The 17541-nt window shown below is 54.9% G+C and carries 17 protein-coding genes and 1 riboswitch; all 17 genes read right to left on the reverse strand.

Annotation, left to right across the window (positions count from 1 at the left end):
* Positions 1-41: 41 nt before the first annotated feature.
* The 17 genes from FLZ89_RS00820 to FLZ89_RS00900 all read right to left on the reverse strand — a co-directional run bounded on the left by FLZ89_RS00820 (position 42) and on the right by FLZ89_RS00900 (position 17539).
* On the reverse strand, positions 42-659 hold the full coding sequence (locus FLZ89_RS00820; protein ID WP_141304117.1) for a flavodoxin family protein: 618 nt from the start codon (positions 657-659) through the stop codon (positions 42-44).
* Positions 660-1177: 518 nt separating this feature from the next.
* On the reverse strand, positions 1178-2065 hold the full coding sequence (gene hslO, locus FLZ89_RS00825; RefSeq protein WP_141304118.1) for an Hsp33 family molecular chaperone HslO: 888 nt from the start codon (positions 2063-2065) through the stop codon (positions 1178-1180).
* Positions 2066-2069: 4 nt separating this feature from the next.
* Positions 2070-2801, reverse strand: a complete 732-nt coding sequence (pyrF, locus tag FLZ89_RS00830; RefSeq protein ID WP_141304119.1) for an orotidine-5'-phosphate decarboxylase — start codon at positions 2799-2801, stop codon at positions 2070-2072.
* A 41-nt stretch (positions 2802-2842) separates the two neighbouring features.
* Positions 2843-6070: a carbamoyl-phosphate synthase large subunit gene (carB, locus tag FLZ89_RS00835; protein ID WP_141304120.1), complete on the reverse strand. Its 3228-nt coding sequence runs from the start codon at positions 6068-6070 to the stop codon at positions 2843-2845.
* Between the two features lies 1 nt (position 6071).
* Positions 6072-7166 (reverse strand): glutamine-hydrolyzing carbamoyl-phosphate synthase small subunit, encoded by a 1095-nt coding sequence (carA, locus tag FLZ89_RS00840; RefSeq protein ID WP_141304121.1) that lies wholly within the window; start codon positions 7164-7166, stop codon positions 6072-6074.
* A 100-nt stretch (positions 7167-7266) separates the two neighbouring features.
* A complete protein-coding gene (locus tag FLZ89_RS00845; protein WP_141304122.1) occupies positions 7267-8562 on the reverse strand; it encodes a dihydroorotase in 1296 nt (431 codons plus the stop codon).
* Entirely contained in the window at positions 8562-9485 is a 924-nt protein-coding gene (locus FLZ89_RS00850) for an aspartate carbamoyltransferase catalytic subunit (protein ID WP_141264173.1), read from the reverse strand. The genes FLZ89_RS00845 and FLZ89_RS00850 overlap by 1 nt, the downstream gene beginning before the upstream one ends.
* 105 nt (positions 9486-9590) lie before the next feature.
* Positions 9591-10157 (reverse strand): bifunctional pyr operon transcriptional regulator/uracil phosphoribosyltransferase PyrR, encoded by a 567-nt coding sequence (gene pyrR / locus FLZ89_RS00855; RefSeq protein ID WP_141264172.1) that lies wholly within the window; start codon positions 10155-10157, stop codon positions 9591-9593.
* A gap of 176 nt (positions 10158-10333) precedes the next feature.
* A complete protein-coding gene (locus FLZ89_RS00860) occupies positions 10334-10480 on the reverse strand; it encodes a hypothetical protein (protein ID WP_253256366.1) in 147 nt (48 codons plus the stop codon).
* 52 nt (positions 10481-10532) lie between these two features.
* Complete coding sequence (locus FLZ89_RS00865) at positions 10533-10976, reverse strand: NAD(P)/FAD-dependent oxidoreductase (protein WP_141304123.1); 444 nt, start codon at positions 10974-10976, stop codon at positions 10533-10535.
* 468 nt (positions 10977-11444) lie between these two features.
* Positions 11445-11600, reverse strand: a complete 156-nt coding sequence (locus FLZ89_RS15490; RefSeq protein WP_172613375.1) for a hypothetical protein — start codon at positions 11598-11600, stop codon at positions 11445-11447.
* Between the two features lie 159 nt (positions 11601-11759).
* Positions 11760-13541 carry a methyl-accepting chemotaxis protein gene (locus tag FLZ89_RS00870; protein WP_141304124.1) on the reverse strand — a complete coding sequence of 594 codons (1782 nt, stop codon included), beginning with the start codon at positions 13539-13541 and terminating at the stop codon, positions 11760-11762.
* 135 nt (positions 13542-13676) lie between these two features.
* Entirely contained in the window at positions 13677-14123 is a 447-nt protein-coding gene (locus tag FLZ89_RS00875; RefSeq protein ID WP_141304125.1) for a chemotaxis protein CheW, read from the reverse strand.
* Positions 14124-14560: 437 nt separating this feature from the next.
* On the reverse strand, positions 14561-14926 hold the full coding sequence (locus FLZ89_RS00885; RefSeq protein WP_141304126.1) for a hypothetical protein: 366 nt from the start codon (positions 14924-14926) through the stop codon (positions 14561-14563).
* Between the two features lie 15 nt (positions 14927-14941).
* Positions 14942-15028: riboswitch (cyclic di-GMP riboswitch) on the reverse strand.
* Positions 15029-15457: 429 nt separating this feature from the next.
* Positions 15458-16510, reverse strand: coding sequence for a DUF1786 domain-containing protein (locus tag FLZ89_RS00890; protein WP_141304127.1), 1053 nt, complete (start codon positions 16508-16510; stop codon positions 15458-15460).
* Positions 16511-16541: 31 nt separating this feature from the next.
* Positions 16542-16718 carry a twin-arginine translocase TatA/TatE family subunit gene (tatA, locus tag FLZ89_RS00895; protein ID WP_307722599.1) on the reverse strand — a complete coding sequence of 59 codons (177 nt, stop codon included), beginning with the start codon at positions 16716-16718 and terminating at the stop codon, positions 16542-16544.
* A gap of 59 nt (positions 16719-16777) precedes the next feature.
* Positions 16778-17539, reverse strand: a complete 762-nt coding sequence (locus FLZ89_RS00900; RefSeq protein WP_141304128.1) for an ABC transporter permease — start codon at positions 17537-17539, stop codon at positions 16778-16780.
* Positions 17540-17541: the final 2 nt, after the last annotated feature.

The raw sequence follows: 17541 nt of genomic DNA on the forward strand, positions 1-17541 counted from the left end.
GGGCTTTCACCCACTTTATTTTTGCATATCATAATATCTTTTTATTGTTGCATTTTTTCTACCTCCTTACGAAGGCTGATGGTTCTTGCCAGCCTTTTTCCGGCATTCCGGGCATCCTCTACAGCCCTTTCGTCCTGCAAAGCTTCTCCCGCCTTAAAATAACCAATCGCTTTTATAGTGCTGATGATTCTGTATCCTAATGCTTCCAGAGGTTTTATCATGGCTTCAGCGGTAAAACCCATATCTGCTTCATCATGCTGCTCGCACACAGCAATAACAACAGCATATTTAATGCCTAAGGCTTCATGAAGCGCATCCCAACTGGCCTGATCATCCCCTGCAAACGCTTCAAAGCAGTAGCACCTGTCAATAAAAGCCTTCATAGTAGAGGTAATATTGTAAAAATAAGTCGGGGACCCCAGGATAATCCCGTCAGCTTCCAATAAAAGGGGATATAGCTTCTGCATATCATCCTTGATGGCACACCGCATTGTATCTTTGCTGCCTTCACATCCTACGCAGTCCTGAATTAAGTAATCTCTAGAAAAATTAGTGGAAGTATCTGCATTCTCTTTTTCAGCAGCCTGCAAGGCTGCCTTCACCAAGCCGGATGTATTGCCATGTTTCCTATTACTGCCGACCACGCCAAGAATTTTCATAAACATCACTTCGGTAAAAGGGTAATCTGTTTAGATAAGAAAAGACAATAAAAACCATCTCATTACCAAATATTAATGGCAATAAGTAGTGCTAAACTAATCCCTCCTTAAGCCCTTAGGGTATGTAAAATTGGTTGCTGCGCAGCAGAGCATCAAACAGGTGCACTAATTTGCGCGCTGTAAGAATCAATGCACGGCAATAATGGGTCTTACTTTTTCGATACTTACCCTTATCCTCCTGTACAGTTAAGGCATGGCGGGCTCCAACCGCTCTACCAGCTATTCTAAGATTCTAAAATACCTGGTAGATAATGTCTACCCCCCAAGCTCGTGCTGGCCTCCCTTGAGACCGCAAGTATGAAAATGGCCCTATCCTGTTGCATTACAGGAAAGGGCCAAACCCAGGGAAGTCACATTGGCACCTCCGGAGGTTCTTCCCAGTATATTGTTATTTTTCCCGTGTTGGCAGGAAATAACTCCCCTTCGCCGGTAAATTAAGCTGCTAATGCTCCGGAGGGTCATGATTCTTCCTGCCCTGGAAGGGCAGCGAGAAGTTCCGCCACTTCCTCCCGGCTGAAACGATATGTCCGGCTGCAGAAGGCGCACCGGGCCTCGGCACCACCCTGTTCTTCCAGGAGCTTTTGTAGTTCTCCCGGCCCTAAAGCCAGGAGAATATCCTTCAAACGCTCCCGGGAACAACCGCAGGCGTAGTGCAAGGGCCGGCGCTCATGGACTTTGAGGGCGAAGCCCTGCAAAAGCAGGGCCAGGATATCTTCCGGCGTGTGCCCCCGGGAGATGAGGCGGCTCACCGGGCCTGCCGCCTCAATATTTTTTTCCAGGGTTGCAGCTGTTCCTTCGGCCGATCCCGGCAGAAGCTGCAAAAGATAACCGCCGGCAGCCCCCACCTTTCCGCCGGGTTCTACCAGAACCCCTAAGCCGACGGCAGAAGGTTTTTGTTCAGAGGCGGTAAAATAGTAGGCCAGGTCCTCCCCGATCTCGCCGGAAACAAGCGGCACGCTGCCGTTGTAAGGCTCCTTCAACCCCAGGTCTTTAGCCACATACATCATTCCCCTGCCTACCGCCCGGCCGACGTCCAGCTTGCCGTCATGCCTCAAAGGCAGGTCTACCCCCGGTTCCGCCACATAGCCTTTCACCGTCCCCGGGCGAGCCACAGCCACAATGCTGCCCAGGGGCCCGTCACCCAGGATGCGTACAGTAATACTCTGACCTTCCTTGAGGGTTGCCGCCATCAGGGCCGCCCCGGTCAACACCCGGCCCAGGGCCGCCGTCGCCGTAGGCGAAGTGTTGTGCAAGTCCTTCGCTTCCTGCACCAGCAGGGTAGTCTGCGCCGCTATGGCCAGGATCTGGCCCTCGCCCGCCGTAGCCCGCACCAGGTAATCCTTCATAACGTTATATAACGCCCTCCATTTCTTCCCCGATGGCCCTGGCGGCGGCAGCCGGGTCGGGGGCGGCGGTAATGGGGCGGCCGATTACCAGGTAAGAAGCCCCCTCCTGCAGGGCCGCGGCCGGGGTCATAACCCGGCGCTGGTCGCCGCGGTCGGCTCCCGCCGGACGCACTCCCGGGGTTACAATGAGAAATTCCGGACCGCAGGCTTCCCGGATGGCCCGGATCTCCCGGGGCGAGGCCACCACCCCGTCCAGCCCCGCTTCTTTAGCCAGCCTGGCCCAGCGGACCACCTGCTCCTCTACTTCCCGTTCAATGCCTACCTCGTCTCTTAAAGCTTTCCCATCCAGGCTCGTTAATACGGTAACGGCCAGGATGAAAGGAGCCGGGCGTCCGGCCGCCTCCGCTTCCTGCCTGGCAGCCGCTACCGCAGCTTCCATCATGCTCCTGCCGCCGGCGGCATGGACGTTGAGCATGTCCACCCCCAGGCGCACCAGGGCCCGGGCCGCCCCGGCCACGGTGTTGGGTATGTCATGAAGCTTCAGATCGGCAAAGACTTTACCGCCCCGCTCTTTAATCATGCGGATGGCCGCCGGCCCGGCGGTCGTGTAAAACTCCAGGCCTACTTTAAACATGCCGACGTAAGGGAAAAGCTGGTCTACCAGCTTTTCCCCGGCCGCCAGGCTGGCAACATCCAAAGCCACGATTATTTTATCTCTGGCAGGCAAAAAGATCATCTCCTGTCCTCTTTATCGACAAAATAGGCGCTTTTAAAATCTTACTTTATGTGTGAAGGGCAGGATACATACTCCTGCAGGGGTTTAAGTTCAAATTCATCCCCGGACTTCAGGGACTGGAGGACTTTAAGCAGGGCCCGAGCCGTGTCCAGAGAGGTAAGGCAGGGGATGCCCAGTTCGGCGGCGGCGCGGCGGATCTTAAAGCCGTCCCGCCCGGGCATCTTGCCCCGGGTCAGGGTATTGAGGACGAAGTGGATTTTCCCTTCGCGGATATAATCCAGGATGTGGGGCGAACCTTCGCGGATCTTACCCACCCTTTCCACGAAGAGCCCGGCCGCGGCCAGGGCGCCGGCCGTACCGGCCGTAGCTACTACTTTGAAGCCCAGTTCGGCAAAGCCCTTGATAATGGAGACCGCTTCCGCCTTATCCTTATCGGCAATGGTAGCCAGAAGGGTCCCACGGCCGGGGATGGCGCAACCGGCAGCCAGCAAGCCTTTGTAAAGGGCCCTCTCATAGACGGGATCAATACCCATAACTTCGCCGGTGGACTTCATCTCCGGTCCCAGGGAAGTATCCACCTGGAGGAGCTTGCCGAAGGAAAAGACGGGGACTTTCACGGCGGTAAAATCCGGCGGCGGCATTAAACCGCCCCGGTAGCCCTGCTCCGGCAGGCTTTTGCCCAGCATGACGTTGGTGGCCAGGGCCACCATGGGCACGCCGGTAATCTTGGAAAGATACGGCACCGTCCGGCTGGAACGGGGGTTGACCTCCAGGACGTAAACTTCTCCCTGGTGAATTACGAACTGGATATTGAGGAGGCCGCGAACGCGCAGGGCCCGGGCCAGCTGTTGGGTATAAGCAACAATTTTTTCGGCCACTCCCGTTGGTAAGCTGTGGGCCGGATAAATGGCAATGCTGTCACCGGAATGGACGCCGGCCCGCTCGACGTGTTCCATGATGCCGGGGATTAGGACTGTCTCACCGTCACTGACGGCGTCCACTTCTACCTCGGTCCCCGGCAGGTATTTATCCACCAAGATGGGGTGTTCCGGGGCGACGCGCACGGCGGTGGTGGCATACTCCAGGAGCTCGCCCTCGCTGTGGACGATCTCCATGGCCCGGCCGCCCAGGACGTAGGAAGGCCGCAGCAGCACCGGGAAGCCGAGTTCTTTGGCAATCCTCGCCGCCCCGGCTACGGAAGTCGCCGTTCCGCCCCGGGGCCTGGGGATCTGGAGTTCATTTAACAGGGCGTCAAACTTTTCCCGGTCTTCGGCCCGGTCAATATCGGCCACCGTAGTACCCAGGACCTTAAAGCCCGCATCAGCCACTACCCTGGCCAGGTTGATGGCCGTCTGGCCGCCGAACTGGACAATCACCCCTTCCGGCTGCTCCTGTTCCAGGACGTTTAAGACATTTTCCGGTGTCAGGGGCTCAAAGTAAAGGCGGTCTGAGGTATCAAAATCGGTGCTGACCGTTTCCGGGTTGTTATTGATCATTATGGGGTGTACACCCGCGCGGCGCAGGGCCCAGGCGGCATGGACCGAGCAGTAGTCGAACTCGATCCCCTGGCCGATGCGGATGGGCCCTGCCCCCAGGACCACAACTTTGCGGCCGTTCAGGGGCCGGACCTCGTCTTCAACGTCGTAGCTGGAATAATAATAGGGCGTAACGGCTTCAAACTCGGCTGCGCAGGTATCCACCATTTTAAAGGTGGGCCTGATCCCCTCTTCCCGCCGCTGCCGGGCTATGGCCGCCGGCGGCAGACCGGTAAAGTTGGCAATCTCGCCGTCGCTGAAACCCATAGCCTTGGCACGCCTTAAGGTGGCCCCATCCAGGGTAGGGCCTGCCGCTATGAGTTTTTCTTCCATAGCAACAATGGCTTCAATCTCGCCTAAAAAATACGGGTCAATGCCGGTGATTTCATGGATTGATGCAATGGTCCAGCCCCGGCGCAGGGCTTCGGCAATAACAAACAGGCGCTCGTCGTCGGCCTCGGCCATTTTGCGGCGCAGGGCGCCGTCGCTGAAACGCTGGAAGGCCGGTACCCTCAAACCGTCAAGCTTTAATTCCAGGGAACGAATGGCCTTTAAGAGAGCGCCGCTGAAGGTGCGGTCAATGGCCATTACCTCCCCGGTGGCCTTCATCTGGGTGCCCAGGAGGCGCTCGGCCAGAGAAAATTTATCAAAGGGAAAGCGCGGGATTTTCACGACGACATAATCCAGGGCCGGTTCAAAGCAGGCTTTGGTTTCCCGGGTGACGGCATTGGGAATCTCGTCCAGGGTTAAACCTAAGGCGATCTTGGTGGCCACCCGGGCAATAGGATAGCCGGTAGCCTTAGAAGCCAGGGCGCTGGAGCGGCTGACCCGGGGATTGACCTCAATGACGTAATAACGCATGCTGCCGGGATCCAGGGCGAACTGGATATTGCAGCCCCCTTCGATGCCCAGGGCGCGGATGATCTTGAGGGCCGAGCGGCGCAGCAGGTGGTACTCCCGGTCGGAGAGGGTCTGGGAGGGGGCGACGACGATGCTGTCGCCGGTATGGATGCCTACCGGGTCAATATTTTCCATATTGCAAACGGTAATACAGTTATCGGCCCCGTCGCGGATGACTTCGTACTCGATCTCCTTCCAGCCGGCGACGGAGCGCTCCACCAGGATCTGTTTGATAAGGCTTAGCTTCAGGCCCTTCAGGGCGATGGCCTCCAGCTCCGCCTCACTCCGGGCCACCCCGCCGCCGGTACCGCCCAGGGTATAGGCTGGCCGCACAATGACGGGGTAGCCGATTTCTCCGGCAAAGGCCAGGGCTTCCTCGACGGTGTTGACAATCCGGCTCTCGGGAACCGGCTCCCCCAGTTCCAGCATCATGGCCTTGAACTGCTCCCGGTCCTCAGCCCGCTGGATGGCCTTTAAAGGCGTTCCCAGCAGCTCTACCCCGGTTTCCTCCAGGACGCCGGCTTCGGCCAGCTCCAGGGCCAGGTTCAACCCTACCTGCCCCCCCAGGGTGGGGATCAGACCGTCGGGCCGCTCCTTACGGACGATCTTCGCTACAAAATCCAGGGTCAGGGGTTCCAGGTAAACGCGGTCGGCCATGTCCCGGTCGGTCATGATGGTGGCCGGGTTGGAATTGACCAGGACAACCTCCATTCCTTCTTCCTTTAAAGCCCGGCAGGCCTGGGTGCCGGCATAATCAAATTCCGCCGCCTGGCCGATGATAATGGGCCCGGAACCGATGACCATAATCTTTTTTAACCCGGGTTTAACCGGCATCTCAGTGGCCCTCCTTTCTCCGATAGCCATCTACCATCTGGATGAATTCATGGAAAAGGTACTCTGAATCCGTCGGGCCCGGAGAAGACTCGGGGTGGTACTGGACGGAAAAGATAGGCAGCTGCCGGTGACGCAAGCCTTCAACGGTACCGTCATTAAGGTTGATATGGGAGACGGCCACTTCTCCCCGTAGTGTTTCAGCCCGGACGGCGTAGCCGTGGTTCTGGGAGGTGATGTAGACCCGGCCGGTACTTAAATCCTTGACCGGGTGGTTGCCGCCCCGGTGACCGAAGGGGAGCTTATAGGTATCACCCCCCAGGGCCAGGGCCAAAAGCTGATGGCCCAGGCAGATGCCCATCATGGGTACTTTGCCCAGGAGTTCCCGGATGGTAGCCACCCCGTAGGGGACATCCTTGGGGTCGCCCGGGCCGTTGGAGATGACCACCCCGTGGGGCCGGGTGGCTAAGATGTCAGCCGCCGTACTCCGGGCCGGCATGACCATGACCGTACAGCCCACGCGATGGAGCCAGCGGATGATATTCTCCTTGACACCGAAATTATAGAGGACGATGCGGCGCTCGCCGCCTTCAACCGTAAAAGGTTCCTTATTGGTCACGGCCGGCACCAGTTTGGGGCCGCTTAAAGGTGGCTCCATGGCGGCCCGGGTCTTTAGCTCCTCCACGTCAACTTCTCCTGTGGCCAGGATGCCCCGCATGGTACCATGGCGACGCAGGTGCCTGGTAAGGGCGCGGGTGTCTACCCCCTGAAGGGCCGGGATGCGGTTTTCTTTTAAATAATGGTCGATATCCCCGGTGGCCCGCCAGTTGCTGGGCCGGGGACAGGCTTCATGGACGATAAAGCCGGCCACCCGGGGGCCTTCGGATTCCCAATCCTCAGCATTAATACCGTAGTTACCAATAAGGGGATAGGTGAGGACAACAATCTGGCCGCAGTAAGAGGGATCGGTCAGGATCTCCTGATAACCGGTCATGCTGGTATTGAAAACTACTTCGCCATGGCAGTAGCCGGGATAGCCAAAGGCCTCGCCGGTAAAAACCGTACCGTCTGCCAGCACCAAAAAACCTTGCACCGGCATTCACTCCTCTAAAATAACGTTTCGATATCTTCTTGCAGGAGAGGTTAGGTTCTTTCGCCAAATTATTAGCCTTCGTGGCGGGGTTGTTGGCCCTCATAAGTCAATCCTCTATGACCTTCCCCTGCTCCATAACGATGCGGCCGCCGACGATGGTCGCTACCGGCCAGCCCTTTAGCTTGCGGCCATGCAAAGGCGAGTTATGACCCAGGGAGTAAAATTCGTTGACATTGACTTCTTTCTCCAACTCCGGGTCAATGATGGTCACGTCGGCTACCCCTCCCGGCACCAGGCTGCCCCCGGGTACATTTAAAATCCGGGCCGGATTTACCGTCCAGGCCTGTACCGCCTGCAGCCAGGTCAATTTGCCGGGCAGAATCAGTTCCGTCACCACCAGAGGCACGGCCGTCTCTAAGCCTACCATACCAAAGGGAGCGTAATCGTATTCTACATCTTTATCCTCATCGGCATGGGGAGCGTGGTCGGAAGCGATGGCATCAATCTCTCCGGCCGCCAGGGCCGCTGCGACGGCCGCCACGTGGTCCGCCGGCCGCAGGGGCGGGTTGACCTTGGTGCTGGTGTCATAGCTCTGGACCAGTTCGTCCGTCAGGCAGAGGTGATGGGGTGTAACTTCAGCCGTTACTTTAACACCTCGCATCCTGGCTTCTTTGAGGAGACGGACGGAACCGGCCGTGCTGACGTGGGCCAGGTGCAGCCTTCCTCCTGTAATTTCCGCCAGGATAAGATCCCGGGCGACCATCACCTCCTCCGCCGCCGCCGGTATCCCCCGAAGGCCCAGGATAGTAGACAAAATGCCTTCATGCATGAGACCTTCGTTAGCCAGATCGGTATCTTCACAGTGGCTAATTACCGGCAGGTTGAACATTTTGGCATACTCCAGGGCATGCCGCATGACCAGGGCGTTCATTACCGGGTGGCCGTCGTCGGAAATAGCTACTGCGCCGGCCGCCGCCAGTTCCCCGATTTCCGCTATCTCCTTACCTTCCAGCCCTTTGGACAGGGCACCTACGGGATAAACCCGGACTACCCCTTCCTGCCGCGCCTTTTCTTTGATAAAGGTTATGACGCTGGCGCTGTCGGCCACAGGATTGGTATTGGCCATGCAAGCCACAGCCGTAAACCCCCCGGCAGCCGCTGCCCGGGTACCGGTGGCAATAGTCTCCTTCTGCTCGTACCCCGGCTCACGCAAATGAACATGCATATCAATCAGGCCGGGGGTAACAATTTTACCCTCTGCCGCAATTACCTCCGTACCCGCTGTGGGGGTGATGTCGGCTTCCAGAGCAACGATTTTATCTCCTTCAAGGAGCAGGTCGCGCCGGGCGTCCAGATTCTGGGCCGGGTCAATTACGCGCCCGCCTTTGATTAAAATAGCCATCAGTTGGCACCTCCAATCAGCAGATAAAGCAGGGCCATGCGTACGGCCACGCCGTTGGTAACCTGTTCGTTAATGGCCGCTTGCAGGCCGTCGGCTACCGCCGGGGCAATCTCCACGCCGCGGTTCATGGGACCGGGGTGCAGCACCAAGGCGCCGGGCCGGGCGAGTTTGAGGCGCTGGGGAGTTAATTCATACAGGCGGGCATATTCCCGGAGCGAGGGGAAGAGGCCCTTCTTCTGCCGCTCCTTCTGGATACGCAGGACGTTAATGACGTCCACGTCTTTGAGAGCTTCTTCGGCGCTGTAATACACTTTAACACCCAGCTTTTCCACCTCGGGGGGCATCAGGGTCGCCGGGCCGACTACCCGGACTTCCGCTCCCATTTTAGTCAGGCCCCAGATGTTGGAACGAGCCACCCGGCTGTGGAGGATGTCCCCCAGGATGGCCACCTTTAGGCCCTTAAAGCCGCCCAGTTTTTCTTTGATGGTAAACATGTCCAGCAGGGCCTGGGTAGGATGCTCGTGCATGCCGTCACCCCCATTTAAAACCGAAGCCTCAATGGTACGGGCCAAAAGCGCCGGGCTGCCGGCAGCGCTGTGGCGGATGATGACAGCGTCGGTTCCCATGGCCGCCAAGGTGCGGGCCGTATCCTTTAAAGACTCGCCCTTTTGGATGCTGCTGGTGGCGGTAGCGATGCTCACCGTATCGGCGCCCATGTACTTGGCGGCCAGTTCAAAGGAAGTCCGCGTCCTGGTGCTGGGTTCGTAGAAAAGGGTGACAACCAGCTTGCCCCTGAGAGTAGGGACTTTTTTAATATCGCGGCCGAGAATCTCTTTCATAGGGGCTGCCGTCTCCAGGATGAGTTCAATTTCTTCCGCTGTAAGGTCCTTTAACCCCAGCAGGTCTTTATGTTGTAACCGCATAGCAAAATCCCTCCGTTTCCCGGGCATAAAAAAACTCCTTATCAGCTTACTGGCTAATAAGGAGGACTGCTCCCGCCCGTCCTTATTAGCCTCGCGGGACTAATTTCAAGGACTGACATCGGCTGCTTGAGGCAGTTCCCTGATCAACACCTGGTCGACACCGTCGATTTCCTTAAGTTGAACGGCTATCTCTTCTTTACGGGAAGTCGGGACATTTTTCCCCACATAATCGGCGCGAATTGGTAATTCCCGGTGCCCCCGGTCAACGATTACTGCCAGTTGGATGTTCTGCGGCCGGCCCAGGTCCATCAGGGCATCCAGGGCCGCCCGGACCGTCCGGCCGGTAAAAAGGACATCATCCACCAGGACCACCTTCTTACTGTTGATATTAAAGGGGATCTCAGTACGGTGAACGACCGGCTGGACGCTCAAAGTAGTGAGATCGTCGCGATAGAGGGTGATATCGAGAATACCTAAGGGTACCTTCACCCCTTCAATCTCCTCAATGAGTTTCTGCAGGCGTTCGGCCAGGGGCACGCCCCGCCGCCGGATGCCGATTAGGACCAGGTTTCCTGTCCCACGGTTGCGCTCCAGGATCTCATGGGCTATGCGGGTCAGGGCCCGGCGCAGCTTATCGGCATCCATGATCCTGGCTTTGACCGCCAGCTCCATCTTAACCCCTCCTCCGGGCATTAAAAAACCTGCGCATGAAGGTTGGCGCAGGCTTAGCATACCACTAGTATACCTATACTACTCCCTTGCTAGCCTCACCGGACTAACTTAAAAGGACCTTCAAGATGGTAGTTTAGCCCAAAGTTTGTCCCCTGTCAAGGGCAATTTTACCGATGTCACCGGACAGTGATATTGTCACCGCCACCCCAGACATGAAGGGAAAATCTCCGCTGATTGATTTTAGCCAAGTACCCCAGTAGGATGCCGACCACCAAAAAAGCCTCCGTGCCCTCTCTGATAGTGATTAACATGCTTGCCAACATCGGTTCCTACCTCCCCTTGCCTTCCTTCGGAACATGGGACTTATCCCGCCATTTAACCTCGGGGTGCGCGAACGATCTCGAAAATTGCTGTTCGGTCATGACCACCGGGACAGAATAGAAGAGCGGGCTGGTTGCGGCAAGCATCGAAAAAGCTTGTGTAGGGCAGATCTCCCGCAATTACCTGAAGCATGCAAGTAGCCAATCCCTGGTGACGGTGGAGAAGACGGTGCACCAGGCCTGACGCGGGAAAGAACCAGCGGGTGACACGAAAGGCATTAGCCAGCTCAGGCCCCATCCTCTCCCGAACCAGGGAGGTATAGCCTCCTAAGTCGGGCACCTGCCAGTTGACCTGCTCCGCAATCACCTCCGCTGCCAGACATGCGCTATACAGGGCTGCATAGATACCTTCTCCGGTAAAAGGATCAGCCAATCCGGCAGCATCGCCTACAACCAACGTAGGACCGGCGTGCAAATCGGCGGGTTCGTATATCACCATCATATTACCCTCGGGGGGTATATGTCAAGCGCGTTCACAAAAACTCCACAGTTTACCGCCTTGTTTCCAGTTCTTCTGAGGGATTGTTGCCAGAGGGTACAACCGCACATCATCTGGACGGACTGCACCCGCAAAAGGTAACTTGCCTGAAAAAGCCCGGAGCCGGTGGATAACGGCTTCCGGGCTTTGATACAGGTATAGGAAATTATGGTCCTGTGGATAATTTCCTATACCTGGGGAAGTAGGGGAGTCCCCCCCTACTCTTGCGGTGTTCTCAGGCCGAAGGCCAGCGAAGGGGCAGCAGCCCCTAGCGGAAATGAAAGGCGTCTTTCGATAAATCGCCGAAAGCGATGAAAGTCGCCTTTCTTGTTGCGGGACGTCTAAAATCATGGCGGTTATCCTAGAGGTTAACGCCAATAGAGGGGGTCAGGCATCAATGGCGCATTTTCATTGATGCTTGACACTAGTTTATTTCTTGACTTTCTTAATTTCCACTTTGTCCTGTCCTATAACCTCTATCTTAAAGGAGTCTGCTTCTTTCCATTTAAGCTCATCCAAAACTTTTCGTGGCAGTTGAATCCTTCCGTTGTGCCCTATGTTGGTCAAATATACTATTCTCCCCACGGAAAAAGCCTCCTCAAGCCACTTGCTTCGTCGTTATCGGCGTTTCCCCGGTTGTACATACAACCCGGTGAGCTTATCCTTATTACCAAAAGGGGGGAGCTGGAAAACTCCCCCGTATTGAGAATCAAGTTAAAAGGGTGTCCCGGTAAGCACGACCATTTACACCTTGAAGCGCGCTACCTGTTCCTCCAGCCGTTTGGCCACCTCCAGGACCTGCTGGGCGCTGGCGGCTATCTCCTGGGTGGAGGCCGACAGTTCCTCGGCTGACGCGGAGATCTCCTCGGCCGAAGCTGAAGCCTCCTCCGACACCGCGCTGACGCTCTGGACCCGGTCCAGCAATACGTCCTTGGCTTTAACCGTGCTATCCACCTCGCGGTAAGTCGCCTCGATCATGGGCGCGATGGCTGCCACCGCTTCAAGTATGTCGTCAAAGGCCTTGACCGTATTTTCTACATTCTCCAGCTGCGTGACTACCTGCTTGCTGACTTCCTCTGAAGTATGCACTACTTCATTGGTCTCCGAACCGATAGTGTTCAACAGCACCCTGATCTTATCCGACGAAGCGCTGGACTGCTCGGCCAGCTTGCGGACCTCCTCCGCCACCACCGCGAAGCCGCGGCCAGCTTCCCCGGCCCGTGCCGCCTCAATGGCCGCGTTCAGGGCAAGGAGATTCGTCTGTTCCGCGATCCCGTTGATCACTTCCAGGATCTCGCCTATCTGGTTTACGGAACCGCTCAAGCTCGTCAGCTTCTCAGCAACCACCTTGAAGGCCTCGTGAACACCCTTGATGGAGGCAATGAGGACGTCCAGCTCTTTCTTGCCTACACCCGCCAGCCTGGAGGTCTCTTCGCTGTTGGTCTTAACGTGACTAAGTTCGGTATATACTTTCTCCAGATTTGCAGTTATGTTTTCTACAAGACCCAGTATTTCCTGCAGATGGCTCGATTGGTCCGAAGCCCCCGCGGCCACCTGCTGGATGGCCTTGGCCACTTCGCCGGAAGATGAGGCGATCTCTTCTGAAGACGCGCTTAGGTTCTCCGAGTTGCCGGCCAGGGTTTTAGCGTCGTCTCTAAGGCCCGAAAGCAGCGGTCTGAGGTTGGCCTGCAGACGGTCGACGGCCCGGGCGAGCTTTCCTATCTCATCCTTCATGCGTAGGTATTTTTCAGGCACCGGCCGGGTGAAGTCGCCGTTGGCTATAAGCCCCAGGTCGTCGACCGCCAGGATTAGTGGTGTAGTGATGGTTCGAGTAAAGAAATAAGTAATTACGGCCAAAATCAATAAAACAATAATACTGATAATAACCAAAGAACCGGAAAGGGCCTTTCTGGACTGGGCAATCTCCCGGGCCACATCATTTTGGGCAACCTCTACCATGGATAAATAAGTGCCCGTCCCGACCGCTAACTCGAAGTTGCCAAGTTTAAGAGGGGCTATATAAGAAATTTTTTCCTCTTCCTTGTTAGTCTTAGGGTTGAGCCAAATGTAAGACACAAATCCCCCGCCGTTCTGGGCCACTCTGATGAATTCCTGAACCACTTTCTTGCCGGATTTATCCGTTAGGTCCCAAAGGTTCTGGCCTTCCTGTGACTTGTTTTCCGGCGCCACTACCCTTATACCATCATATCGGTAAGCAAAAAAGTATCCAGCTTCGCCATACCTGCTGGCATCCAGCGTTTTTCTTATAAGCTCAATAAGCTGAGCTTCCGGTATAGTGCCGGCATTACTTTTATACATATCGGTTAAGGAGGATACCATGGAATCGACTGTGTTTTTGAGGCCACTCTTTATTTCATTTAATACGTGTTGTTGTACTATTGATCGAGACTTAAAGGTAAGATTTGCCAGCGAAACGTTGGCAATAATCAATTGAACTAGTACTGTTGCTAGTATAGCTATCAGTGTCAGTGCCATAATCTTGCTTCTTATGCTTTTCAGAGACATTCTCTATCTCCTCCCAATATACATTAAGTAATAGAATACGCGTCATTTTCATGGCTTCTTCGATAGCGGCGCTGGCCTGAACGCGCGGCGCCACGGATCATCCTAAAGCCGACATAATCTTCGGTTATCATCTCCCTATTGCATACGCTCCAGCATTTCTTTCTCGTCGACTTCAAGGAGCAGTTCCAGTTTAATTATGATGATAATCTTATCGTCCTTCTTGGCCAGACCCTCCACAAAGGCGGCGTTTACCGTCGTGACATCGGGCGTAGTCTCAATAGTGGTTTCATCAACTGCCGCCACTTCTTTGACGGAATCAACAACCAACCCCGCTTCCTGCCCCGCTATGTCTACAATGATTATCCTGGCATCTTTCGTCTTTTCCCCCTTTGCAAAACCGAAGCGTTTCCTCAGATCGATTACCGGTATTATCTTTCCTCTCAGGTTGACGACGCCTTCTACAAATTCAGGCGTTTGCGGTATTCGAGTGACGAGCGTATCCTTGACTATCTCCCGGACATCGAATATGTCCAGGCCGTAAAGCTCACCCGCCAGGTCGAAGACTACCAGCTTCCTGGCCATGCACCCTTTCTCCTTTCTTTAGAGGCTAAGCGTCGCGCTTTGCTTTCTCCAGACCTGCTGCGCACCTCCCCGTCCCCTCCAATTGGCTACTCAAGTAACTCGACTTCCTCCTTTCTCTGCTTTTTAGTTTACATAAAACAAGGCTCGGGCAAGAAACAGTTGTTTTCTCGTCTGAGCCTGTATCAGCAATGCAGACTGTTAAGCAGATTATAAAGTTGATAAGCTTATTAATGCTATTAGCAACTAATATTGGTTGGTTGGTTGGTTGGTTGGTTGGTTGGTTGGTTGGTTGGTTGGTTGGTTGGTTGGTTGGTTGGTTGGTTGGTTGGTTGGTTGCAAGAATCATGCCAGCGTGCATTACATTGATCTTCCTTTGAAGTTTTTAAGTTCTAGCTTATGTTTAGATTTCGCTAGTTCTTAACTCGCTGTTTGAACAATCATGGCTTAACGTCTGTAGACCCAACAGCTTTGCGCCCCCGCCGCTTATTGGGATAACAATCAATCTCTTTTTCCTCCATTGAACCGTTATTACCGACTTCTTCCGATAGAGGTAGCTCAGTGAGCGCTAGAACTTTGCCCTCCTTAATTTTGGCCATTAGTTCTTCGGCCGCGACTAACAGCTCGTTAATTTCTTCCTCGGTTAATGGGCCATCAACCATACTTTGCTCCCCCTTTAACAAGTCCAAATTCTGGTGGAAGGGTTTGCCTGGATTGCCACCATACTTATGTATTTCGCCTTCACAGCAGTAATTGGCCTTCAGGATTTTTTCCTTACTACTACCGGAAAAGGAATATATTGCCAATAAAAGATAAAGGCATACTGTAGCCTGGCTAGCATACTCATTAAAGAGGCTAGACCCATGGCTTTGCGTTCCTGCCTTTCGGTATGTTTGCCTTGAACTAGGATACTAAGGGATAGTAAGTTCGCTGTTTGGAGAAATTTGGAAAAGAAGAATAATTTTACCTCGGGCGAGGCAGTATAAAAGAAGGCGAGATAGATAGAGGAGATAGAGAAAGTCTATTTCCAATAATAGGCGGTTATGGTAATTGTACCCCCCCCCCCCCCCCATATTGGAATTATTTTACTTTTGACGTTGGTAAACCCTCTCATTTGGACAACCCTTCTCCAAAAAATTGGTACTAGAGATATTTTATTCGACATGTTACTCTATTTTCCTGCAGGTTTCCTTAAAAAACCTCTTAAAAGCTTACCGCCCCTGCCTGTCAGTGAATTTTCTTAACTGGAATCCCGGCCTAATTGAAATTATGGTGAACACCTTGTTTGCGCAGAGTGGCTGCTTGATACGGTCCGGTAAGGGCTCTTTGTTACCTACTTAAAATTTTACACGACCTTGGGTGTCACCGGCCACCGCGGCCACTAGGCCGAAGCAACCGCTGAGCATCATGTCACCATAAGGAGCGGCCCAATAATAATCCTGGTGTATGGTCAGCCGGCGCTGCGGACCCGTTACGGCAACGAAACGGAAGCCCCCACCCGGCCGGTAACCGGGATCAATATAACATCCGTGGCCGCCGTCATTAAAGATTTCCTCATTGGTAAGCTCCCCGGCCCTCAACTTTTCAACAAAACTAGCCAGCTTGTGGCCGCTTAAACAGCTGGTATGATGCTCAAACAGGCCCCATACCCGCTGCTCCTGGAGGAGAACCCCAATGGTGTGCTGGTTGCCGCAATTGACAACGATCAACCCTTCCTTGCTATGGGCCGCTACCCTGGCATCGCACAGGGCACCCCACAGGGCGGCCGCGCCGGTGTCCATGAGCCAGGCCCCCGGTACCTGCTCCTGTACGGCCTGCATCCGGGTTAGATAACGCGGCGGCTCCCGATAAAGAAGGTCTGCCAGTCTACCACCGCTGGCAACAAAGCGCTGCCAGTGCTGGAAACGAAAGAGGCGGTCGCTCGTGCCTTTCGGCGCCTCGCCGTGATCCAGGACGGCTATGGCCACTTCCGCTGGAAGGCTGACGCCATAGGGAGCCAGGCTACCGGCCAGGGTATCAAGATCAACATCGCCCGTCTTAATGGTTACTGCATCCCCGGGCGGTCCCTCAGTTATTTCAATGCCCAGTTGCCGCACCCTATCCAGGTCGTCATAAACCGTCCGCGCTGCCGCGGCCGTAGCATAGACTTTTAAACCGGCAGCCAGGTGGCGGCGCAAAGCTCCTACCAGGGCTCCACCACCCATAAGGTAACCGGTAAGGAAGACGTCCCGGCGGGCGGCTGTGGCTGCCTCCACCTGCCGGCCGCAGATTACTGTTGGCGAGGGTAAAATGAGCTGGACGCAGTTTTCCAGGGGCTGGTCCGGACGGTAGAGCAGGATATCCTGGGTGCCGCCGCCGATGTCTATGGCCAGTAAAGGCCGGCTTAGCATTTTGCCACCTCCGTACAGGGGATGGGATGCCCTATTTCTTCTCCGGATTGTCGTCAGCCTTGAGGCCTTTTTTAAATTCGTTGATGGTTCGGCCCAGGCCGCGACCGAGTTCCGGCAACCTTTTGGGACCAAAGATGATTATCGCCGCCAGGATAATGAGTATCCATGCGTAAGGGCTAAATAAAGTGCCGAGGGTTACGATGGTTATTGCCCCCCTTTTTTAACCTTATACCCAGGATAACATATTCTCCCTTCCGGGACAACCTGCTAGCCCGTTAAACGCCGACGCAAGAGGTAAAGGGGCGGGTAGAAAAAGATGGCAATAAAAACTACCAGCCAGGCTACATGGACCAGGAGTTCCGGACTTAACTGCCCCAGGACCAGGGGCCGTACCAGCTCCACCACATGGTAAAGGGGGATCAGCCAGGCCAGACGCTGGACGATTAACGGCAGGGCATCCAGGGGAAAGAAAACCCCGGCAAAAAGAAACATAGGGGTAATAATCAGGGTAAAAAAGTAGCTGAAGGTATCAATCTTGGGTACCAGGCCCGTCCAGATCATCCCCAGTTCGGCAAAGACAAAGCCGCATAACACCAGGACCGGGGGCACCAGCAAGGCCGCTGGCGACTGCACCAGGCCAAGAAGGGAAATCACCAGTAAAATTACCGTACCATAGAGGACACTCTTAAAGGTCCCAAAAAGCATTTCCCCCACCACTACCTCATCCAAGCTCACCGGGGTCGCCACAATGGCATGGTAGGTCTTTTGAAACTTCATGCGGACAAAGCTGTCATAGGTACACTCGGAGGCCGTAGCCCACATGGCCGAAGAGGCAATCAGCCCCGGGGCTAGAAACTGGAGGTAGCTCATACCATTGATAGCCGGAATGTAATAGCCCATACCGTAACCCATGGCTGCAAGATAAAGGAGTGGTTCCAGGAAATTGAACATAATATTGGTCAGCCATGTTTTGCGAAAGACGACAAAATTACGCCAGAAAACTTTCCAGGCACGGTAAGAGATATCCATCT

The sequence above is a fragment of the Moorella sp. E306M genome (assembly GCF_006538385.1).
In the GTDB taxonomy this organism is placed as follows: Bacteria; Bacillota; DSM-521; order Neomoorellales; family Neomoorellaceae; genus Neomoorella.